The organism is Winogradskyella sp. (genome assembly GCF_016744625.1).
Taxonomy (GTDB): domain Bacteria; phylum Bacteroidota; class Bacteroidia; order Flavobacteriales; family Flavobacteriaceae; genus Winogradskyella.
This window is the reverse complement of the sequence record NZ_JADGDZ010000040.1, coordinates 1-21100: the sequence shown is the minus strand read 5'-3', so window position 1 is coordinate 21100 and position 21100 is coordinate 1. Positions and strand designations below refer to the sequence as shown.

General features: G+C 32.2%; 22 protein-coding genes. 20 read left to right on the top strand and 2 right to left on the bottom strand.

Annotated elements, in window-relative coordinates:
• Positions 1 to 16: 16 nt before the first annotated feature.
• From QZZ53_RS09790 to hisIE, 20 genes are all read left to right on the top strand, one after another.
• Positions 17 to 1246 (top strand): HD domain-containing protein, encoded by a 1230-nt coding sequence (locus QZZ53_RS09790; protein ID WP_296384071.1) that lies wholly within the window; start codon positions 17 to 19, stop codon positions 1244 to 1246.
• 142 nt (positions 1247 to 1388) lie between these two features.
• A complete protein-coding gene (gene lpxD / locus QZZ53_RS09785) occupies positions 1389 to 2417 on the top strand; it encodes a UDP-3-O-(3-hydroxymyristoyl)glucosamine N-acyltransferase (RefSeq protein WP_296384070.1) in 1029 nt (342 codons plus the stop codon).
• Positions 2404 to 3810: a bifunctional UDP-3-O-[3-hydroxymyristoyl] N-acetylglucosamine deacetylase/3-hydroxyacyl-ACP dehydratase gene (locus tag QZZ53_RS09780; RefSeq protein ID WP_296384068.1), complete on the top strand. Its 1407-nt coding sequence runs from the start codon at positions 2404 to 2406 to the stop codon at positions 3808 to 3810. Before lpxD (QZZ53_RS09785) ends, QZZ53_RS09780 begins: the two co-directional genes overlap by 14 nt.
• A 7-nt stretch (positions 3811 to 3817) precedes the next feature.
• Positions 3818 to 4603, top strand: a complete 786-nt coding sequence (gene lpxA, locus QZZ53_RS09775) for an acyl-ACP--UDP-N-acetylglucosamine O-acyltransferase (RefSeq protein WP_296384065.1) — start codon at positions 3818 to 3820, stop codon at positions 4601 to 4603.
• 99 nt (positions 4604 to 4702) lie between these two features.
• On the top strand, positions 4703 to 5269 hold the full coding sequence (gene efp, locus QZZ53_RS09770; protein WP_296384063.1) for an elongation factor P: 567 nt from the start codon (positions 4703 to 4705) through the stop codon (positions 5267 to 5269).
• Positions 5270 to 5275: 6 nt separating this feature from the next.
• A complete protein-coding gene (lpxD, locus tag QZZ53_RS09765) occupies positions 5276 to 6211 on the top strand; it encodes a UDP-3-O-(3-hydroxymyristoyl)glucosamine N-acyltransferase (RefSeq protein ID WP_296384060.1) in 936 nt (311 codons plus the stop codon).
• Positions 6211 to 6621, top strand: a complete 411-nt coding sequence (locus tag QZZ53_RS09760) for a nuclear transport factor 2 family protein (protein WP_296384059.1) — start codon at positions 6211 to 6213, stop codon at positions 6619 to 6621. The genes lpxD (QZZ53_RS09765) and QZZ53_RS09760 overlap by 1 nt, the downstream gene beginning before the upstream one ends.
• A 67-nt stretch (positions 6622 to 6688) precedes the next feature.
• Positions 6689 to 7561 (top strand): succinate--CoA ligase subunit alpha, encoded by an 873-nt coding sequence (sucD, locus tag QZZ53_RS09755; protein ID WP_296384057.1) that lies wholly within the window; start codon positions 6689 to 6691, stop codon positions 7559 to 7561.
• A 187-nt stretch (positions 7562 to 7748) separates the two neighbouring features.
• A complete protein-coding gene (gene fabG, locus QZZ53_RS09750; RefSeq protein WP_296384055.1) occupies positions 7749 to 8495 on the top strand; it encodes a 3-oxoacyl-[acyl-carrier-protein] reductase in 747 nt (248 codons plus the stop codon).
• A 5-nt stretch (positions 8496 to 8500) separates the two neighbouring features.
• A complete protein-coding gene (locus QZZ53_RS09745; protein ID WP_296384053.1) occupies positions 8501 to 10534 on the top strand; it encodes a VWA domain-containing protein in 2034 nt (677 codons plus the stop codon).
• Positions 10535 to 10545: 11 nt separating this feature from the next.
• Positions 10546 to 11361: a prohibitin family protein gene (locus QZZ53_RS09740; protein WP_296384051.1), complete on the top strand. Its 816-nt coding sequence runs from the start codon at positions 10546 to 10548 to the stop codon at positions 11359 to 11361.
• A gap of 11 nt (positions 11362 to 11372) precedes the next feature.
• On the top strand, positions 11373 to 11864 hold the full coding sequence (locus QZZ53_RS09735) for a hypothetical protein (protein ID WP_296384049.1): 492 nt from the start codon (positions 11373 to 11375) through the stop codon (positions 11862 to 11864).
• A 298-nt stretch (positions 11865 to 12162) separates the two neighbouring features.
• Complete coding sequence (gene hisG / locus QZZ53_RS09730; protein ID WP_296384048.1) at positions 12163 to 13020, top strand: ATP phosphoribosyltransferase; 858 nt, start codon at positions 12163 to 12165, stop codon at positions 13018 to 13020.
• Between the two features lies 1 nt (position 13021).
• A complete protein-coding gene (gene hisD, locus QZZ53_RS09725; protein WP_296384047.1) occupies positions 13022 to 14308 on the top strand; it encodes a histidinol dehydrogenase in 1287 nt (428 codons plus the stop codon).
• Positions 14305 to 15339, top strand: coding sequence for a histidinol-phosphate transaminase (gene hisC, locus QZZ53_RS09720; protein WP_296384046.1), 1035 nt, complete (start codon positions 14305 to 14307; stop codon positions 15337 to 15339). Before hisD ends, hisC begins: the two co-directional genes overlap by 4 nt.
• Positions 15339 to 16472, top strand: a complete 1134-nt coding sequence (gene hisB, locus QZZ53_RS09715) for a bifunctional histidinol-phosphatase/imidazoleglycerol-phosphate dehydratase HisB (RefSeq protein ID WP_296384045.1) — start codon at positions 15339 to 15341, stop codon at positions 16470 to 16472. Before hisC ends, hisB begins: the two co-directional genes overlap by 1 nt.
• Positions 16473 to 16495: 23 nt before the next feature.
• On the top strand, positions 16496 to 17077 hold the full coding sequence (hisH, locus tag QZZ53_RS09710; RefSeq protein ID WP_296384044.1) for an imidazole glycerol phosphate synthase subunit HisH: 582 nt from the start codon (positions 16496 to 16498) through the stop codon (positions 17075 to 17077).
• Between the two features lies 1 nt (position 17078).
• On the top strand, positions 17079 to 17813 hold the full coding sequence (gene hisA / locus QZZ53_RS09705; RefSeq protein WP_296384043.1) for a 1-(5-phosphoribosyl)-5-[(5-phosphoribosylamino)methylideneamino]imidazole-4-carboxamide isomerase: 735 nt from the start codon (positions 17079 to 17081) through the stop codon (positions 17811 to 17813).
• A gap of 1 nt (position 17814) precedes the next feature.
• Positions 17815 to 18570 (top strand): imidazole glycerol phosphate synthase subunit HisF, encoded by a 756-nt coding sequence (hisF, locus tag QZZ53_RS09700; RefSeq protein ID WP_296384042.1) that lies wholly within the window; start codon positions 17815 to 17817, stop codon positions 18568 to 18570.
• The gene (hisIE, locus tag QZZ53_RS09695; protein WP_296384041.1) at positions 18567 to 19163 is read left to right on the top strand and encodes a bifunctional phosphoribosyl-AMP cyclohydrolase/phosphoribosyl-ATP diphosphatase HisIE; all 597 of its coding nucleotides are present in this window, start codon (positions 18567 to 18569) and stop codon (positions 19161 to 19163) included. The genes hisF and hisIE overlap by 4 nt, the downstream gene beginning before the upstream one ends.
• Before the next feature lie 145 nt (positions 19164 to 19308).
• Here the strand turns inward: hisIE and QZZ53_RS09690 are convergent, their stop codons facing one another.
• Entirely contained in the window at positions 19309 to 20514 is a 1206-nt protein-coding gene (locus QZZ53_RS09690; protein ID WP_296384040.1) for a S41 family peptidase, read from the bottom strand.
• Between the two features lie 96 nt (positions 20515 to 20610).
• On the bottom strand, positions 20611 to 21100 hold a 490-nt coding region (locus QZZ53_RS09685; protein WP_296384039.1), incomplete at its 5' end, for a LytTR family DNA-binding domain-containing protein.

The window sequence follows — 21100 nt, the reverse complement described above, 5'->3', positions numbered from 1 at the left end:
GTGAATTTTAAAAGTTTTGCCTACAAATAATAAGCTAAAAATATTTAACGATCCAATTTACGGATTTATTACTATTCCTAATTCGTTAATTTTCGATCTTATTCAGCATAAATACTTTCAGAGACTACGTCGTATTAGTCAAATGGGATTATCTTATTTAGTATATCCAGGCGCACATCACACACGTTTTCATCATGCTTTAGGTTGCATGCATTTAATGCAAAAAGCGATCAATGTACTTCGTATTAAGGGAGTTGAGATTTCAGAAGACGAAGATAATGGATTACTAATTGCCATTTTATTGCACGATATTGGTCATGGACCTTTCTCACATGCTATGGAGCATAGTATTGTAAATGACATTTCTCACGAAGAAATTTCATTGCGTTTCATGGAAGAATTAAATGAAGAGTTTAACGGAAGTTTAACGTTAGCCATTTCTATTTTTAAAGGAGAATATCCTCGTAAGTTTATGTGTGAGTTAATATCTAGTCAATTAGATATGGACAGAGCTGACTATTTAAAGCGTGATAGTTTCTATACAGGTGTTGCTGAAGGTAACATTAATAGTGAACGCCTTATTACAATGCTCAATGTAGTTAATGATGAATTGGTTGTTGAAGAAAAAGGTATTTATAGTGTTGAAAAATTCTTAGTAGCAAGACGTTTTATGTATTGGCAAGTGTATTTGCATAAAACTGGTGTTGTTGCAGAACAACTACTAATGCGAATTTTAAAACGCGCTAAGGAATTAGTGCAATTAGGAACGACATTAAGAAGTAGTGAACCTTTATATTATTTTCTTAATTCTGAAATTAACGCAGAAAGTTTTAATACAGGAAACTTAGAGATTTTTGCTAAACTAGACGATTACGATATTGTAGCTGCAATGAAAGACTGGCAATATCACGAAGATTTTGTTCTTAGTAATCTCTGTGTGATGATTATTAATAGAGATTTGCTAAAAATTAAATTGAAGAATAAGCCAATTAAATCCTCAGAGTTAATTGCACATTCTAATGTGTTAATGGATACATACAATATTTCTAAAACTGAAGCAGACTATTTTGTTTTTCAAGGTGAGATAACAAATCAAGCATACCAGAATAAAAAGCAGCATATTAATGTTCTTTTAAAGTCAGGTAAAATCAAGGATATCGTTAAAGCATCGGATCAATTAAACTTAAAAGCGCTGAGTAAACCAGTAACTAAATATTATATGTGCTATCCTAAAAACAAAATGTGATACATTTTTTCTATTTTTGCGCAAAGCAACCGACACTATAAAATCAATTAATTGAAACATTTATATCCAAAATTTAATATTAGACAGAATGATTATTTTGGAATGTTCCATGTGACCGTTGAAAAACAATAGATATAAACACATGAAATTCACAGCAGAACAAATCGCAGGTATTTTAGAAGGAACCGTAGTTGGCAACCCAAATATCGAGGTTTACAAGTTGTCAAAAATTGAAGAAGGATCACAAGGTTCTTTAACTTTTTTATCAAATCCAAAATACACTCCTTATATATATACAACTGAAGCATCTGTAACTATTGTTAATTCAGATTTCGAACCTGAAAATCCGATTATAACAACACTAATTAAAGTTGAAGATGCCTATGAAGGGTTTTCAAAGTTGTTAGAATATTACAACCAGATTAAATTAAATAAATCAGGCATAGAGCAACCTAGTTATATATCTGAAGCAACTAAAGTTCCAGACGATATTTATGTTGGCGCATTCGCTTATATAGGAGAGAATGTAGAGGTTGGTAAAAATGTAAAGATTTTTCCTAACGCATATGTTGGTGATAATGTTAGACTAGGCGATAATACAGTGATTTTCTCTGGTGGAAAAGTCTATGCAGATTGTATTATTGGTGATAATTGTGTGATAAATTCAGGAGCAATTATTGGTGCTGACGGATTTGGATTTGCTCCGAGTAAAGAAGGAAAGTATTCTAAAATCCCGCAAATAGGAAATGTAATTATAGAAGATTATGTAGACATTGGTGCTGGTACAACAATAGATAGGGCTACGATGGGATCTACAATTATTAGATCTGGTGTAAAATTAGATAACCAAATTCAGATAGCACATAATGTTGAAATTGGTGAGAATACCGTAATCGCTGCACAAACTGGTGTGGCAGGTTCTACCAAAATAGGTGAAAGTTGTTTAATCGGAGGACAAGTAGGTATTGCTGGTCATTTGGTTATTGGTAATAATGTTAGAGTACAGGCTCAATCTGGTATAGGAAGAAATGTAAAAGATGGTGAAATCTTACAAGGTTCACCTTCTTTTGGATATACAGACTGGAATAAATCGTATGTTTATTTTAAGAATTTACCAAAGCTTGTTAAAACTATAAACGAATTAGAAAAAAAAGTAGATGGCAATAATTAAAACGGAAACGAAACAAAAAACCATTGAAAAAGAGGTTACGTTAGAAGGCGTAGGACTTCATACAGGAGCAAATGTAAAATTAGTATTTAAGCCTGGAGCTGAAAATTCTGGATTTTTATTTGAACGTGTTGATTTAGAAGGAAGTCCGAAAATTGAAGCAGATGCAAACTATGTAACTAATACACAACGTGGTACTTGTCTAGAGCGAAATGGAGTGACGATTCAAACCTGTGAGCATGTGTTAGCAGCTTTAGTCGGACTAGATGTTGATAATGCAATAATAGAATTAGATGCGTCAGAACCACCAATTATGGATGGCTCGTCAAAGTTCTTTGTTGAAGCAATAGAAAAAGCTGGTGTTGTTGAGCAAGATGCGTTTAGAGAAGAGTATCAGGTCACAGAAGTGGTTTCTTATTGTGATGAAGAATCTGGTAGTGAGATTATTTTAATGCCTTCAAATTCTTATCAAGTGACTACAATGGTAGATTTTGGAACTAAAGTTCTAGGAACTCAAAATGCCACGATGAATTCAGTTTCAGATTTTAAAACTGATATTGCAGATGCTAGAACTTTCAGCTTTTTACACGAAATTGAAATGCTTCTAGAGCATGGTTTAATAAAAGGTGGTGATTTAAATAATGCTATAGTTTATGTAGATAAAGAATTATCTCCTGAGACTATGGAAAAACTTAGAGTCGCTTTTGATAAAGATAAAATCAAAGTAAAGCCGAATGGTATTTTAGATAATTTAACCTTGCATTATCCTAATGAAGCAGCAAGACATAAACTTCTAGACGTTGTTGGTGATTTGGCGTTAATAGGTACTCGAATTAGAGGTAAGGTTATTGCTAATAAACCTGGACATTTTGTAAACACACAGTTTGCAAAGAAAATGTCTAAACTTATAAAGAATGAAAGACGAAATAATGTTCCGCAAATTGATTTGAATTCTGCTCCTTTAATGGATGTGAATCAAATCATGGATATGTTACCTCACAGACAACCTTTCTTGTTATTAGATAAGGTATTTGAGCTCACTGAAAATCATGTTATTGGCATGAAAAATGTGACTATGAACGAAGAGTTCTTCAAAGGACATTTTCCTGGTCAACCAGTAATGCCTGGTGTTTTAATCGTTGAGGCAATGGCACAGACAGGTGGTATTTTAGTATTGAGTACAGTGCCAGATCCTGAAAACTACCTAACATTCTTCATGAAAATGGATAATGTAAAATTCAAACAAAAAGTAGTGCCTGGTGATACTTTAATTTTTAAATGTTCATTAATCACACCTATTAGACGTGGTATTTGTCACATGCAAGGCTATGCTTATGCAAATGGTAAATTATGTGCAGAAGCCGAATTAATGGCTCAAATCTCAAAAGTTAAATAATATATTTATGAACCAACCTTTAGCTTACGTACATCCTGGCGCAAAAATTGCTAAGAATGTTGTTATAGAACCTTTTACAACGATACATAATAATGTGAAAATTGGAGAAGGTACTTGGATTGGAAGTAATGTAACCATTATGGAAGGTGCACGTATAGGAAAGAATTGTAATATTTTCCCAGGTGCTGTAATTTCTGCAGTGCCGCAAGATTTAAAATATAACGATGAGGACACAACTGTAGAAATTGGAAATAATGTTACAATAAGAGAATGTGTAACAATCAACAGAGGTACAACCGATAGAATGAAAACGGTTATTGGAGATAATTGTTTAATAATGGCTTATTGCCATATTGCTCATGATTGTATAGTGGGAAACAATTGTATTTTTTCTAACAATAGTACTCTAGCAGGACATATTACCGTTGGCGATTATGTTGTTTTAGCAGGTATGACAGCTGTTCATCAATTTGTTTCAGTAGGAAATCATGCTTTTGTAACTGGTGGATCTTTAGTGCGTAAAGATGTGCCTCCATTTGTTAAAGCAGGTAGAGAACCATTGTCTTACGTTGGGATAAATTCAGTAGGTTTAAGACGCAGAGGTTATAGCCCAGAAAAAATTAGAGAGATTCAAAACATTTATAGAATCTTATATCAAAAGAATTATAATAATACCCAAGCTGCAGATTTAATTGAAGCAGAAATGGAAGCCACACCAGAACGCGATGAGATTCTTCAATTTATTAAGAATTCACACAGAGGTATAATGAAAGGCTACTTTAAATCAAACTGATTCTAAGTAAAAAGAAAATAAATTTAATAGTTTAGAAAATTGATTCTGAATATAGAAATGCAGTTCAACAACTAAACGATTCAACAAATAAAAAATTTTATGGCAAGTACATCAGATATTAGAAACGGATTATGTATTAAATACAACAACGATATATATAAAATTATTGAGTTTCTTCACGTAAAACCTGGTAAAGGTCCAGCTTTTGTAAGAACCAAAATGAAAAGTGTTACAACAGGGAAAGTATTAGATAATACATTTTCAGCAGGTCATAAGATTGAAGATGTACGTGTAGAAACACATAAATTTCAGTATTTATATAATGATGGGGAATTTTATCATTTTATGAATGAGTCTGATTATTCACAAATTCGATTATTAGAAGCAGCTTTAGATAATCCTGGTCTAATGAAAGAAGGTCAAGTGGTAACTATTCTAATTAATACTGAAGATGATATGCCGCTTTCAGTAGATTTACCAGCATCTGTTATTTTAGAAGTTACTTCTACAGAACCTGGAGTTAAAGGGAATACAGCAACTAATGCTACTAAACCTGCAACTGTTGAATCAGGTGCAGAAGTAAACGTGCCATTGTTTATCAATGAAGGTGATAAAATTAAAGTAGAGACAGAAAAAGGTACTTATAAAGAACGTATAAAAGAATAATAATTTTTGAAGTTTCCAAAACCACAAACCCTAGAACAAGTTGCAAATCTTATAGATTGCGAATTTGTTGGTTCAGAAGATTTTGAAATTTTGGGCATGAACGAAATTCATGTCGTAGAACCTGGTGACATTGTTTTTGTAGATCATCCAAAATATTATGATAAAGCTTTAGAATCTGCAGCAACGATTGTATTGATTAATAAAGAAGTAGAATGTCCAGAAGGTAAAGCATTATTGATTTCTGATGATCCTTTTAGAGATTTTAATAAACTCACAGAACATTTTAAACCGTTTAAGGCTTCAAGTTCTTCAATTGCGTCTAATGCAATTATTGGAAAAGGCACTATAATTCAGCCAAACTGTTTTATTGGTAATAATGTTTCTATAGGAAAGAATTGTGTAATTCATTCTAATGTAAGTATTTATGATGATGCTATTATTGGAGATAATGTTACTATTCATGCCGGAACAGTATTGGGTGCAAGCGCATTCTATTATAAAAATAGATCAGAAGGTTACGACCAGCTAAAATCTGGTGGTCGTGTTATAATTGAAGATAATGTTGATATTGGAGCACTTTGTACTATTGATAGAGGAGTAACTGGAGATACAACGATTGGCGAAGGCTCTAAACTAGATAATCAAATTCAAATCGGTCACGATACTTTAATAGGGAAGAAATGTTTAATAGCTTCACAAACTGGTATTGCTGGTTGTGTGGTTGTCGAAGATAACGTAACTATTTGGGGACAAGTTGGGGTTAAAAGCGGAATCACAATTTCGAAAGGTACAGTACTCTATGCGCAATCTGGATTAGGTCATACAACTAAGGAAGGCAAAAGTTATTTTGGTTCTCCAGCGCAAGAAGCCAGAGAACAATTTAAAGAAATGGCTTATATCAAAAAGATTCCTGAGATACTTCAAAAATTAAAAAACTTATAATGTCAGCAAAAGAACTAGTTAAAGCCTTCTATAATTCAGATTTAGCAAACGACTCAAATGTAGTTCCAAAGTTTTTTCATAAAGATTGTGAATTACACTGGAGTAGTAGCCATGGATTTATGCTTCTAAAGTATAATGATATTGTAGATTTCTTTGAAGGCACGAGAAAATCATATCATAGTCTTCGTTTTGAGTTCACACATTTGATTGAAGCAGATGCATCTGTTATTACAAGACATACATTGTTTGGGAATACGATTGAAAATCCTGATTCAGAGCAAATTTTAGCTCGTTTTTCTACCATTTGGGAAGTAGAAGACAACAAGCTTTATAGAGGTTACGAAATCAGTCAACAAGCAGATGAAACTCATGCAAAAGCTATGGATTCTTTTGCTGAAAGAAAATTATAAAAAGAGGTCGTATTTGATTTTCAAAACACTTATTTTTGCATAACAAAATTTAAAACAACAATATCTAATGAGCGTTTTAGTTAATAAAAATTCAAACATAATCGTACAAGGTTTTACTGGTAGTGAGGGTACATTTCACGCTGAGCAAATGATTGAGTATGGTACTAATGTAGTTGGCGGAGTTACACCAGGAAAGGGAGGGCAAACACATTTAGATAAACCAGTTTTTAATACAGTATCTGAAGCTGTAGAAAAAGTAGGTGCAGATACAACTATCATTTTTGTGCCACCAGCTTTTGCTGCTGATGCGATTATGGAAGCTGCTGATGCAGGTATTAAAGTAATTATTACAATTACTGAAGGAATTCCTGTTGCAGATATGATTAAAGCTGCTGATTACATAAAAAGCAGAGATTGTCGTTTAGTTGGACCTAACTGTCCAGGTGTTATTACACCAGGTGAAGCTAAAGTTGGTATTATGCCAGGTTTTGTGTTCAAATCAGGAAAAGTTGGAATCGTTTCTAAATCAGGAACTTTAACTTACGAAGCTGCTGACCAAGTTGTAAAGCAAGGTTTAGGAATTACAACTGCTATTGGTATTGGTGGTGATCCAATTATTGGTACAACAACAAAAGAAGCTGTTGAATTGTTAATCAATGATCCAGAAACTGAAGCTGTAGTAATGATTGGTGAAATCGGTGGGCAATTAGAAGCTGATGCTGCGCATTGGTATAAGGAAAGTGGAAGTAAAAAGCCAGTTGTAGGTTTTATTGCTGGTGAAACTGCTCCTGCAGGACGTACAATGGGACATGCTGGTGCTATTGTAGGTGGTAGTGATGATACTGCACAAGCCAAAAAGAAGATTATGAGAGCATGTGGAATCCACGTTGTAGATTCTCCTGCTGAAATAGGAAAGAAAGTAGCTGAAGTTTTAGGCTAATTTAAAAACTACTCCTTAATGTTTCTATTAAGGTTTCTATCAAGATTATCATCCTGAACTAGTTTCAGGATCTCACATAAAACTGTTAAAAACCTTGCAAAATCTTGTGAGGTTTTTTTATGTCGCCGTAATTTGTAATTGGTATATTTGATACAATAATTATACTAACTAACCGATTTATATAAATATGAAACTATTAGAAGGAAAAACAGCAATCATTACTGGCGCAAGTCGCGGTATTGGTAAAGGTATTGCTGAAGTTTTTGCTCAGCATGGAGCGAATGTTGCATTTACATACAGCTCATCTGTAGAAGCTGCAAATGCATTAGAGAAAGAATTAAATGCTCTTGGAATTAAAGCTAAAGGTTACCAAAGTAATGCTGCAAATTTTGATGAGTCTCAAAAGCTAGCAGAAGATGTTTTAGCTGAGTTTGGTGCTATAGATATTTTAGTAAACAATGCAGGAATCACAAAAGATAATCTCTTAATGAGAATGGGAGAAGCCGATTTTGATAAAGTGATAGAAGTGAACCTTAAGTCCGTTTTTAATATGACTAAAGCTGTACAACGTACCATGTTGAAACAGCGTAAAGGTTCAATTATTAATATGAGTTCTGTTGTTGGCGTAAAAGGTAACGCAGGTCAAACCAATTATGCAGCTTCTAAGGCAGGAATTATTGGTTTCTCTAAATCAGTAGCTTTAGAATTGGGTTCTCGTAATATTAGAAGCAACGTGATTGCTCCAGGTTTTATAGAAACCGAAATGACAGCAAAGTTAGACGAAGAAACTGTAAAAGGCTGGAGAGCAGCTATTCCTTTGAAAAGAGGTGGCTCACCAGAAGATATTGCAAATGCTTGTGTGTTTCTTGCAAGTGATTTAAGTGCTTATGTTACAGGGCAAACTTTAAACGTTGATGGAGGAATGTTGACATAATTTCAATGCAAACAGAAACGATTATATATATCATTATTGCTGGAATTGCAGCGCTTTTATTAGCGCTGTTTCAGTATTTATATAAATCGAAATTAAATTCTAATTTAAAATACTTATTAACTGCACTTAGAACAATTTCAATCTTTGGGATACTATTATTACTTATCAATCCAAAGTTTGAATCTTTAACTTATTATGATGAAAAGCCAACTCTAGTGATTGCAGTTGATAATTCAGAATCGATATCTTATTTAAAACAGGATGAAAGTGCGAACCGAATTATTAATACTTTAAAAGCTAATTCAGAATTAAATGAGCGCTTTAATGTTCAAACTTATAGTTTTGGAAAGTCTGTTAATAGTATAGATAGTTTAAGTTTTAATGAGCGTCAATCAAATCTCTCACTAGCATTAAAGCAGTTTGGAGAAGTGTATGCTAATCAGACAGCTCCAATTGTTGTGTTAAGTGATGGTAATCAGACTTATGGTTCAGATTATAGCTATACGGCTAAAGGAGTAAAGCAACCAATTTACCCAGTTATTCTTGGAGATTCTACAGTGTATTCAGATTTAAGTATAAAACAGCTTAACGTTAATCGTTATGTGTACTTAAAGAATAAATTTCCTATTGAAATTATAGCTAACTATAGCGGAAATGAATCCATAACCACAGAACTAAAAATTTGGTCTGGTAATTCAGTTGTGTATAGAAAAACGCTTCAGTTTAATAATTCAAAATCATCTGAGATTATATCTACGGCTTTAATTGCTAACAGTGTTGGTGTAAGAACCTATCGTTTAGAATTAACTCCACTAGCTAACGAAAAAAACACAGTCAATAATTCTAAGAGTTTTGGAGTTGAAGTTATCGATCAGAAAACCAATATTGCGTTAGTCGCAGAACGTTTGCATCCAGATTTAGGTGCGCTAAAAAAATCTATTGAAAGTAATGAACAGCGCAGTGTTTCAATATTGAAACCAAAAGAGTATCTGTCTAAAATTAATGATTTTCAATTAGTTATTTTGTATCAACCCAACAATAGCTTTAACTCTGTATTAGAAGAAATCAAAGATCAAAACTTAAATACATTTATTATAACAGGCGCAACAACTGATCTTGATTTTTTAAATAACACACATTTAAAACTATTTGCAACAGCAACAAATCAGACAGAAGATTTTCAGCCAGAGTTAAATAGAAACTATAACACCTTTATAATTGATAATTTAGATTTTAGTAATTATCCACCATTAGAATCAGAGTTTGCTGGTATAGAATTTTTAACACCAACCGATATTATACTTTATAAAACAGTGAATGGAATCAATACAAGCGATGCTATGCTAGCAACTTACGAATTTGATAACATGAAACATGCCTTATTAAGTGGTGAAGGCATTTGGAGATGGAGAGCACAAGCGTACCTCAATTCTGAAAGCTTTGTAGATTTCGATAATTTTATTAATAAGCTGGTTCAATATTTAAGTTCTAACAAAAAACGAAATCGAATTAATATCGATTACAAATCGTTTTACAACGGAAACGATGATGTTATTCTTACGGCACAATATTTTAACAAAAATTTTGAGTTTGACAATTCAGTATCATTAAGTGTTATCTTAAAAAACAAGGAAGACAGTAGTCTAAGAGAGGTTCCGCTTTTATTAAACAATGGTAACTATACAGTCGATTTAAGTGGTATAGATTCTGGTTTGTATGATTTCACAATAAAACATAATTCTGAAGCTGTTTCTGCTTCTGGAAGTTTTCAGGTTTTAGAATATAATGTAGAGCAACAATTTTTAAATGCAGATATTGATAAGTTAAAAGCTGTTGCTAAACAGAGTAATGGATATGCCTATTTTAGTACTGAAGTTGACGAATTGGTTTCTAGTTTACTTTCTGATAATCGCTACACTACAATACAAAAGAGCACTAAAAATATCGTACCTTTGATAGACTGGAAATATCTACTCGGTTTAATCGCATTAAGTCTTTTTATAGAGTGGTTTATCAGAAAATATAACGGATTAATTTAAAAAATAAAAACATGGATAAGTTACCAAAGATTGGATTACCGATTTTAATTGGAGTTATAATATTAGTTATCGTGATTGCAAAATCTGCTGTAACCATAGATTCTGGTGAAGCTGGAGTACTTTTTAAGACTTTCGGAGAAGGTGTTGTTACTGACGAACCACCAATGGGAGAAGGGTTTCATATTGTTGCTCCTTGGAACAAGGTATATGTTTATGAGGTACGTCAACAAGAGCTTTTTGAAAAAATGAAAGTATTATCATCTAATGGTCTAGAAATTCAAATTGATGCTTCAGCTTGGTATGAGCCAGTTTATAATCAATTAGGAAACTTACACCAATCCTTAGGACAAGGTTATTTGCAGCGTGTTATTCAACCAGCAATTCGTAGCGCAGCAAGAAGTGTTATTGGACGTTATACGCCAGATGACTTGTATTCAACTAAGCGTGATGCCATTCAAGTTGAAATTTATGAAGAAACTAAGAAAATATTAGACAAACAATATGTTCAATTAAATGAGGTGTTAGTAAGGGATGTAACTTTACCACCAACAATTAAAGAAGCCATTGAGCGTAAATTAAAGCAAGAGCAAGAATCTTTAGAATATGAATTTAGACTCGAAAGTGCAAGAAAAGAAGCTGAAAAAGTAATTATTGAAGCGAAAGGTAAAGCAGAGTCAAATAGAATTCTAAGCGCATCATTAACAGATAAGATTCTTCAAGATAAAGGTATTGAAGCAACAGTTAAATTATCAGAATCACCAAACAGTAAAGTAATTGTTATAGGTTCAGGTGATAGTGGAATGCCAATAATTTTAGGTAATCAGTAATACCTTAAATAATGAAAACTGTTTTAGTTTTTTTGATTTGTGGTTTGAGTTTATGCATAATAGATAAGCAAAATCTAAATAAAACTAAACATGTTGAGTGCTATTACAAAAGTGAAATAAACAGTCCAATTTTAATACATGATGCCGTTGATGGAAAAATAATAGATTCATTAACTCTTAAAAGTGCTATGAAGGAATCCAATAGGTTTGAGATTCTAGAAAGTGAGTATGGTTGGTTTAAATTAAAACCATATTCCGTAGAGCAACGTAATTTTGATAATTTTTGGGTAAAAAGCAATGGATTTTTTTTCAAAGCAAAAAGTATAAAAGAAGATGTTTGGATGTATTTATATGATTTGCCAACAAAGCAATCTAATAGAATACATCGACTAGATAATCATCAAGAAGTTGAAGTTACAGAAGTCAGTACTCTTTGGGTAAAAGTTAAATTTAAAATAGGCAATAAACGTGTTGAAGGTTGGTTACCTCATGAGAACTATTAAAATTTACCATAGAAAATCTATCTAAAAATCATTAATATTCAATTATTGTTTTAAATATTAATGATATCACAATTCTAATCTTCAGATTAGGAATTGTAAGTTTTATTTAGCAATCTTTGTATAGACAATAAAAGAAATGATCTTTATTCAATCACATCGCCATTTTCATATAATCGCTCAAGCGAGGTGAAAGTGTATTGAATAATTTCAAAATATATTTTAAAAACCCGTTTGATAAATCAGATGGGTTTTTTGTTTTTTGAGAAACACATCATTTTCAAACTATTCAAAATTGAACATGAATAAAATTAAAATTGCAGTACAAAAATCGGGACGTCTTCATGATGATTCTATGAAAATTTTAAAAGAGATTGGTATTTCTGTAGATAATGGTAAAGATCAATTAAAAGCTTCTGCTCGTAATTTTCCTTTGGAAGTGTTTTACTTAAGAAATGGAGATATTCCTCAATATTTAAGAGATGGAGTAGTAGATGCTGCGATTATTGGTGAGAATGTATTGATTGAAAAAGGGAGTGATTTAACGATTGTTGAGCGTTTAGGATTCTCTAAATGTAAAGTATCGATTGCTGTACCAAAATCATCTGAAGCCAAGTCATTAAAAGATTTATCAGGTAAAAGAATTGCAACATCGTATCCAAACACAGTAAACCATTTTTTAGAAAAAGAAGGAATTAAAGCCAATTTGCACATCATTAATGGCTCAGTTGAGATTGCTCCAAATATTGGATTAGCGGATGGTATTTGCGATATTGTTTCTAGTGGAAGCACGCTATTCAAAAACGGATTAAAAGAAGTTGAAACGCTTTTAAAGTCTGAAGCAGTATTTGCAACATCGCCTAAAATCTCTAAAGAAAATCAAGAATTAATTAATACGCTTCAATTTAGATTAAGATCTGTATTACGTGGAAGAGAAAGCAAATACATATTGCTTAATGCACCTAACGATAAGTTAGAGGCTATTGCTCAGATTCTTCCAGGAATGAACAGTCCAACCATTCTACCTTTAGCTAATGAAGGATGGAGTTCTGTGCATTCTGTTTTAAATAAGAATGATTTTTGGAATATGATTGATGAGTTAAAAGCGAATGGAGCAGAAGGTATTTTAGTTTGTCCAATTGAAAATATGGTATTGTAGTATGAGACTAATAGAAAATCCCAGAAGAGAAGATTGGCTTGCATTAATGAAAAGACCAACCCAAACGGTTGATGATATCGAAGTGATTGTTAATCAGATTTTTGAAGATGTTCAAAAGAATGGAGATGAAGCTATAGCTAAATACACTTCTAAATTTGATAGTGTTAATTTAGATTCTAATCTTGTTAGTAATCACGAAATTGAAAAAGCAAGTGAATCTGTTGCAGACGAATTAAAGGACGCGATAATACTAGCTAAGTCAAACATAGAACGTTTTCATGCTGCTCAGAAAACAGAAAAAGTGCAATTAAGCATCATGGAAGGTGTTGAGTGTTGGCAAGAAAAGCGACCAATTCAAAAAGTTGGGTTGTATATACCAGGAGGTACAGCACCTTTGTTTTCAACGGTGTTAATGTTGGCTGTTCCAGCTCAATTGGCTGGTTGCAAAGACATAGTGTTATGTACACCACCAAACAAAGAAGGTGAAATTGCTAATGAGATTTTATATGCAGCCCAATTATGTGGTGTTACAAAAATAATTAAAGTTGGCGGAATACAAGCGATTGCAGGATTGACTTTCGGAACAGAATCAATTCCTCAAGTTTATAAGATTTTTGGACCAGGAAATCAATATGTTACTGTTGCAAAACAATTGGCTACCAAATATGGTGTGGCCATTGATATGCCAGCTGGTCCTAGCGAGTTATTAGTAATGGCTGATGAATCTGCAAATGCAGTTTATGTTGCTTCAGATTTGTTGAGTCAGGCTGAACATGGTTCTGATAGTCAAGTGATATTAGTAACTACATCTAAATCATTTGCAGAAAATGTAAGTGAAGAAGTGCAAACTCAACTAGCAAAATTGCCAAGAAAAGAAATGGCAACTGACGCTATCAATAATTCTAAATCTATTGTTGTTAATAATTTTGAAACTGCACTAGACTTAATAGATGAGTATGGCCCAGAACATTTTATAGTTACAACTAAGAATGATGATTATTTTGTAGAGAATATTGGTAATTCAGGTTCTGTGTTTATTGGCAATTACACGCCAGAGAGTGCTGGTGATTATGCTTCTGGCACTAATCACACATTACCAACTAATGGGTTTTCAAAAGCCTATTCTGGAGTCAATCTAGATAGTTTTCAAAAGAGCATGACCTTTCAAAAAATATCTAAAAAAGGCATTCAAAATATTGGAAATGCGATAGAATTAATGGCAGAAGCAGAAGGCTTGCAAGCACATAAAAATGCTGTGACACTTCGTTTAAAAGATCTGAAATCATGAAATTAGAAAGCCTTTTACGTAAAAATATTCGCAATCTAAAAGCTTATTCTTCAGCTCGCGACGAATATAAAGACATTACAGATGGTATGGTTTTTATAGATGCTAATGAGAACCCTTTCAATACAGATGTCAACCGTTATCCAGATCCTCAACAGTCAAAAGTTAAAGAGCGCTTAAGTCAACTAAAAGAGCTTCAAGTGAATCAAATCCTTTTGGGTAATGGTAGTGACGAAGTTTTAGATTTAATTTTTAGAGCTTTTTGTGAGCCTAATAAAGATAATGTAATTGCACTTCCGCCAACATATGGTATGTATTCTGTATTAGCTCATTTAAATGCTATTGAGATTTTAGAAATAGAATTGAATTCTGATTTTGAACCTAATGTTGAAAAAATTATTGAAGTACAAAATGACAATTCAAAGCTTTTATTCATTTGCTCACCAAATAATCCAACAGCAAATAGCTTTCAAGCGAAGAATATAGAGAGACTTATTAAATCTTTTAATGGTATTGTTGTTATTGATGAAGCTTATATCGATTTTTCAGAACAAGACAGTTGGTTAAGTCGATTGAATGATTTTCCGAATCTAATAGTTACACAAACCTTATCTAAAGCCTATGGTTTAGCTGGTATTCGTTTAGGTATTTGCTATGCTTCAAAGGAAATTACTTCAGTATTAAATAAAATAAAACCACCTTATAATGTTAACCAATTGTCTCAAGATAAAGCTTTAGAACGCTTGAATGCGATTGAAGACGTAAAAATTGAAGTCAAAACAGTTATAAGCGAACGCCAAAAATTAGCGATTGCATTAAAATCTATAGCTTTAGTTAAAGAGGTTTATCCTTCGAATGCTAATTTTTTATTAGTAAAAGTTGACGATGCAAATAAGAGATATCTGCAATTGGTCGAAAAAGGTATTGTAGTAAGAAATAGAACGAATCAACCTATATGTGAAAATTGCTTAAGATTTACGGTTGGAACATTTGCTGAGAACGAAAAATTAATAGAGTCATTAAAAGAATTATAATGAAACCAGTACTATTCATAGACAGAGACGGAACTTTGATAAAAGAACCAGTAGATGAGCAAATCGATTCATTTGATAAATTAGATTTCTATCCAAAGGTATTTCAATATCTAAGCAAGATTTCTAGAGAATTAAATTTTGAAATCGTGATGATTACCAATCAAGATGGCTTAGGAACAGACATATATCCTGAAGAGACCTTTTGGCCAGTGCACAATTTTGTTTTAAAAACCTTTGAGCAAGAAGGTGTTGTTTTCATAGAGCAATTTATAGATAGGACATTCGCAAAAGACAACGCACCAACACGCAAACCTAATACTGGTTTGTTAACCAAGTACTTTTCTAAAGACTACGATTTGGCCAATTCATTTGTTATTGGAGACCGTTTAACAGATATCGAGTTAGCAAAAAACCTTGGGTCAAAAGGCATTTTTATTAATGATAACACCAATTTAGGAACAGACGAAATTACAGTAAGTAATAATGAATTAGGAAGTTATATAGCTTTAGAAACAAATGATTGGGAAGCTATTTATAAGTTTTTAAAGACTACTGAACGTGTTGGAAGCATAGAACGCAACACCAACGAAACTAAAATTAAGATTGAATTAAATCTAGATGGAACAGGAAAAAGCAATATAGATACTGGGATTTCTTTTTTCGACCACATGTTAGACCAGATTTCTAGACATGGTCAGTTGGATTTGGATATAAAAGTTGTTGGAGATTTAGAAGTTGATGAGCACCACACAATAGAAGATACAGCCATTGCATTAGGAGAAGTATTCGCAACTACTCTAGGAAATAAATTAGGTATAGAACGATACGGTTTTGCATTACCAATGGACGATTGTTTAGCGCAAGTCGCTATTGATTTTGGTGGAAGAAACTGGCTAGTTTGGGATGCAGAGTTTAAAAGGGAAATGATTGGAAAAATGCCAACAGAAATGTTTTACCATTTCTTTAAATCATTTACCGATGGTGCAAAATGTAATTTAAATATAAAAGTGGAAGGTGATAACGAGCACCATAAAATTGAAGCTATTTTCAAGGCATTTGCTAAAGCTATTAAAATGGCAGTTAAGCAAAATGTAGAAAAAATGATTTTGCCATCAACTAAAGGAATGCTATAAAGTTAATTGCTAAAAAATAGAGAATGAAATTAACAATAGTAAATTACGGAGCAGGTAATATAAAAAGCATTCAATTCGCATTTCAACGTTTAGGTTATGAAGCAATTCTTACTGATAATCCTGAAGAAATTATTTCCTCAGATAAAATTATATTTCCTGGAGTAGGTGAAGCGAGTTCAGCAATGACAAAACTAAAGCTAAGCGAATTAGATCAACTAATTCCCCAACTAAAGCAACCTGTGTTAGGTATTTGTTTAGGAATGCAATTAATGTGTAATCATAGCCAAGAAGGTGATACTAATGGTCTTGGAATTTTTGATGTGAATGTGAAACGATTTAGTAATAAAGTTAAGGTACCACAGATGGGATGGAATACTATAACAAACCTTAAATCAGGTTTATTCAAAGGTATTAAAGAAGAAGAATACATGTATCTTGTACATAGCTATTACGCTGAGCAATGCAAGGAATCTATTGCAACATCACATTATGAATTTGATTATGTATCTGCTTTAGAAAATGACAATTTTTATGGTGTACAATTTCATCCAGAAAAGAGTGGTGCTGCAGGTGAGAAATTATTAAAAAATTTTTTAGAATTATAAGATGAGAATAATACCAGCTATTGATATTATTGACGGAAAATGTGTTCGATTGACCAAAGGCAATTACGATACAAAGAAGATATATAATGAGAATCCACTCGAAGTTGCCAAGGCTTTTGAAGCTTCGGGAGTTGAATATTTGCACCTCGTAGATTTAGACGGAGCTAAAGCTAAACACATTGTTAATTACAAGGTCTTAGAGCTTATTGCTTCAAAAACTAATTTAAAAATTGATTTCGGTGGTGGTTTAAAATCTAATGAAGACTTACATATTGCCTTTAATTGTGGAGCAAGACAAATCACAGGTGGAAGCATTGCTGTAAATGATAGAGAAACTTTTGAAGGATGGTTAGCTAAATACGGATCACAGAAAATTATTTTAGGAGCAGATAGTAATGATGGAAAAATTGCAATAAACGGATGGCAAGATAGCAGTAAAGAGGAAGTCATTTCATTTATAAAAGACTATCAGAAAAATGGTATTCAATATGTGATTTGTACAGATATTTCAAAAGATGGTATGTTAGAAGGACCTTCATGTGATTTGTATAAAACCATTATTGAAGCTTGCAGTAACTCAAATTTAAATCAATCCATAAGACTCATAGCTTCTGGTGGTGTTTCTAGAATTGAGGATTTAGAAGACTTAAAAATTATTGGATGTGAAGGCGTTATTATTGGTAAAGCCATATATGAGAATAGAATAAGTTTAAAAGAATTAGAAAGGTTTTTATAAAATGCTAACAAAACGAATAGTACCATGCTTAGATATCAAAAACGGAAGAACTGTTAAAGGTGTCAATTTTGTAGATCTTCGAGATGCTGGAGATCCTGTGGTTTTAGCGAAACAATATGCAGATTTAGGTGCAGATGAATTAGTATTCTTAGATATTGCTGCAACACTCGAGAATCGTAAAACCATGCATGATATGGTTTTAAAAGTAGCAGAACAAGTCAATATTCCTTTTACAGTAGGTGGAGGTATTTCTTCAGTTGAAGATGTAGATGATTTATTGCATTGTGGCGCAGATAAGGTTTCAATAAATTCTTCTGCAGTCAAACGACCAGAATTGATTAATGAACTTTCAAAAAAGTTTGGAAGTCAATGCGTTGTTGTGGCCATTGATGCTAAAGAAGTGGATGGTAAATGGTTGGTTCATTTGGCAGGAGGCACTATTCCAATAGATATAGAATTATTTGATTGGGCAAAAGAAGTTGAAAAACGAGGTGCTGGTGAAATTTTATTTACCTCTATGAATCATGATGGTACCAAAGCGGGTTTTGCAAATGTTGCTCTATCTAAACTGTCTGACTTAGTAAATATTCCAATCATTGCTTCTGGAGGAGCAGGAACAGTGCAACATTTTATAGACACATTTAAAGAAGGGAAAGCAGATGCTGCCTTAGCAGCAAGTGTGTTTCATTTTGGAGAAATACCCATATTAGAATTAAAAGAAGAATTAAGGAAGAATAATATCGAAGTAAGATTATGAACGTAGATTTCAATAAAAGCCCAGACGGTTTAGTACCAGCAATAATTCAAGATGTAACAACTAACAAAGTATTAATGCTAGGCTATATGAATGATGAATCACTTCAAAAAACCATAGAATCTAAATTGGTGACCTTTTTTAGTCGTACTAAACAACGCCTTTGGACAAAAGGTAAAGAGAGTGGTAATGTATTAAATCTTATAGATATTAAATTAGACTGTGATAGTGATTCGCTTTTAATTAAAGTGAATCCAAAAGGTCCAACTTGCCATAAAGGTTCTGATACTTGTTGGAATGAAACTAATGATGAGTCTTATGGTTTTATTTCTAATCTTGAAGAAACTATTGAGTCTAGAATAAAAGCTGGTGATTCTGAGAAATCTTATGTGGCTTCATTATTTGCAAAAGGAATTAATAAAGTCGCTCAAAAAGTAGGAGAAGAAGCTGTGGAAGTTGTTATTGAAGCTAAAGATAATAATGACGATTTGTTTTTAGAAGAAAGTGCAGATTTGTTGTTTCACTATTTAATGTTGCTTCAGGCTAAAGGGTTTAAGTTAAGTGATATCTCTAAAGTCTTAAAAAGTAGATGTTAAATAGCTATTGTTTTGATGTCTTTAAGAAAATTGTATCGTTATGATACATGAAAATTGTGTAATAATAACTGTCGCTAAAACTAATTAACGACAGTTATTCTAATGAAATTGAGAAAGTTTAATCGTGCATTAGAACCACGTAAAACTATTTACTTTTATCCGCTTTAATAATTTCTAAGGTTTGCTCTATCCAATCTTTGTTAAAATCTAAAGAAATCTCTGGTGTTATGCCTTTCCCTTCATAAGTAATGTATTTATTAAAATTCATATCTGTAGGTGTAATTTTAAAATGACCTGAAGGTGTACTATAATTATTACCATAATTCATACCATAAGCAATAATACCACGAGTTGTTTGACCTAAATGTATTGCATTTTTATTTTTTAATAGCTTAAGCGTGAATTGTTCACCATTGCTACCTGCAAAGCAATTGGTTATAACGTAAACGTTTTTGTCCTTTAATACCTTAAGAAAAGGGTCAGAGAATTTTTTATTTCCACCACTATTAATTTTATTTTTAGTTTTATTGAAAAATTTGATTAGCTCCCTTTTCTTACTGTTTCCAAACGTTTTAAAATATAAGTATTGCGTATCTTCATTTATTTGTTTAAAATCCACAATCTTATCTCCATTATTTGCAAACTCATAGTTAAGTGTATTTCCTTCTTTTTTATAAGACCACATACGTCCATTTTCAAAAGATAAACTTTTTACAAATCCAGGTTGCCTTGTGTTTACATTATAGTAATAAAGATTGTATTTATTGTCGTTGGTGTGTGTAGCATAAAGTCTAATCTCTCCAATTTCCCATTGCTTTAAGTCAGATTCTAAAACCACTCCAATGATGTCCTTCTTATTATCTGCATAATAAAACCCTATTCTTTCCTTTTTATTATAACTGTAAATACCTTCTAGATCTTCCAAATTTTTTTGTTCTAATTCTTCTTTTAATTCTGAAATATTACGATTTGTTTTTGGATGATTTTTAAATAGCTGTGAAGCTCTAAAAGTTGCTAAATCTGTTTCATTGCTAATTTCTTTTTCAGAAATATAAGGTTTAGAAAATTGAAGTGATGCATGCACATCATTTACTAAAAGCATTTGCTTTAGTAGCATTCTATAACAATTTTCTACTAAAACAGGCTGTTGCATTTTAGTGGATAATTTCTTGTAAGTTTCATAAAACAAATCGGCTTTTTCATTTTTTATTTGTTTTTTGTAAGAAGGCATCTTTTTAATTTTCTCAATAATGAAATCTAAATCAGTTTTACAGTCACAGCTTTCTGATTGCGCAAATATTGAAATTGTTCCGAATAAAAAAATGATAAGTATTAGTGGTGATTTTTTCATGATGAAATGGTTTTACGTGATTAAACTTTCTGAAACAAATATATTTCAGATAGTACCATTTATTCAATATTAATAGGTGTTTGGGGTGAAATAACCTTAGTTTGTGGTAGAATTAATCTCTACTTTTATTAAAGATTGATACGTTTTAGAAACTGGGACTTCAACATCATAACTAAGACGCATTGAAAGTTTACCATTTTCCGTTTTCCATTGTTGAAAATGATATGGATTAATTAAATACGAACGATGTGCTCGAAGTAGTTTTGGAAATTCATTATCAATGACGGATAGTTTATTTCTTATTAATGTTTTCTTTAGGGTTTCACCAGAAATATAAAAGACTTCAATGTAATTATCTGAAGATTGAATGCTAATGACCTCATTTAATTGTAAGCGTAAACCCTCGTAATTACCTTCACCTTTAATTTCAATTTTTTGATCTTCTAATCGTTTTTCATGGTATTTACCAAATGCATAACGTGCTATAATAATTATAGGTAATATAGTTGCAATGGCTGGTAAGAAAATAGATTTAAGCATATAACCTAAAGAGTAAGGATATGGTTCATCTATCATAATTATACAT

Excerpts from the sequence above, each read along its gene's own strand:
- hisD (WP_296384047.1), top strand. The coding sequence starts at position 13,022 with ATGAGACTAATAGAAAATCCCAGAAGAGAAGATTGGCTTGCATTAATG.
- hisB (WP_296384045.1), top strand. The coding sequence starts at position 15,339 with ATGAAACCAGTACTATTCATAGACAGAGACGGAACTTTGATAAAAGAA.
- fabG (WP_296384055.1), top strand. The coding sequence starts at position 7,749 with ATGAAACTATTAGAAGGAAAAACAGCAATCATTACTGGCGCAAGTCGC.
- hisIE (WP_296384041.1), top strand. The coding sequence starts at position 18,567 with ATGAACGTAGATTTCAATAAAAGCCCAGACGGTTTAGTACCAGCAATA.
- QZZ53_RS09760 (WP_296384059.1), top strand. The coding sequence starts at position 6,211 with ATGTCAGCAAAAGAACTAGTTAAAGCCTTCTATAATTCAGATTTAGCA.
- QZZ53_RS09690 (WP_296384040.1), bottom strand. The coding sequence starts at position 20,514 with ATGAAAAAATCACCACTAATACTTATCATTTTTTTATTCGGAACAATT.
- lpxD (WP_296384070.1), top strand. The coding sequence starts at position 1,389 with ATGAAATTCACAGCAGAACAAATCGCAGGTATTTTAGAAGGAACCGTA.
- QZZ53_RS09745 (WP_296384053.1), top strand. The coding sequence starts at position 8,501 with ATGCAAACAGAAACGATTATATATATCATTATTGCTGGAATTGCAGCG.
- hisG (WP_296384048.1), top strand. The coding sequence starts at position 12,163 with ATGAATAAAATTAAAATTGCAGTACAAAAATCGGGACGTCTTCATGAT.
- hisF (WP_296384042.1), top strand. The coding sequence starts at position 17,815 with ATGCTAACAAAACGAATAGTACCATGCTTAGATATCAAAAACGGAAGA.
- efp (WP_296384063.1), top strand. The coding sequence starts at position 4,703 with ATGGCAAGTACATCAGATATTAGAAACGGATTATGTATTAAATACAAC.
- sucD (WP_296384057.1), top strand. The coding sequence starts at position 6,689 with ATGAGCGTTTTAGTTAATAAAAATTCAAACATAATCGTACAAGGTTTT.
- QZZ53_RS09780 (WP_296384068.1), top strand. The coding sequence starts at position 2,404 with ATGGCAATAATTAAAACGGAAACGAAACAAAAAACCATTGAAAAAGAG.
- lpxA (WP_296384065.1), top strand. The coding sequence starts at position 3,818 with ATGAACCAACCTTTAGCTTACGTACATCCTGGCGCAAAAATTGCTAAG.
- hisH (WP_296384044.1), top strand. The coding sequence starts at position 16,496 with ATGAAATTAACAATAGTAAATTACGGAGCAGGTAATATAAAAAGCATT.
- hisA (WP_296384043.1), top strand. The coding sequence starts at position 17,079 with ATGAGAATAATACCAGCTATTGATATTATTGACGGAAAATGTGTTCGA.
- hisC (WP_296384046.1), top strand. The coding sequence starts at position 14,305 with ATGAAATTAGAAAGCCTTTTACGTAAAAATATTCGCAATCTAAAAGCT.
- QZZ53_RS09735 (WP_296384049.1), top strand. The coding sequence starts at position 11,373 with ATGAAAACTGTTTTAGTTTTTTTGATTTGTGGTTTGAGTTTATGCATA.
- QZZ53_RS09740 (WP_296384051.1), top strand. The coding sequence starts at position 10,546 with ATGGATAAGTTACCAAAGATTGGATTACCGATTTTAATTGGAGTTATA.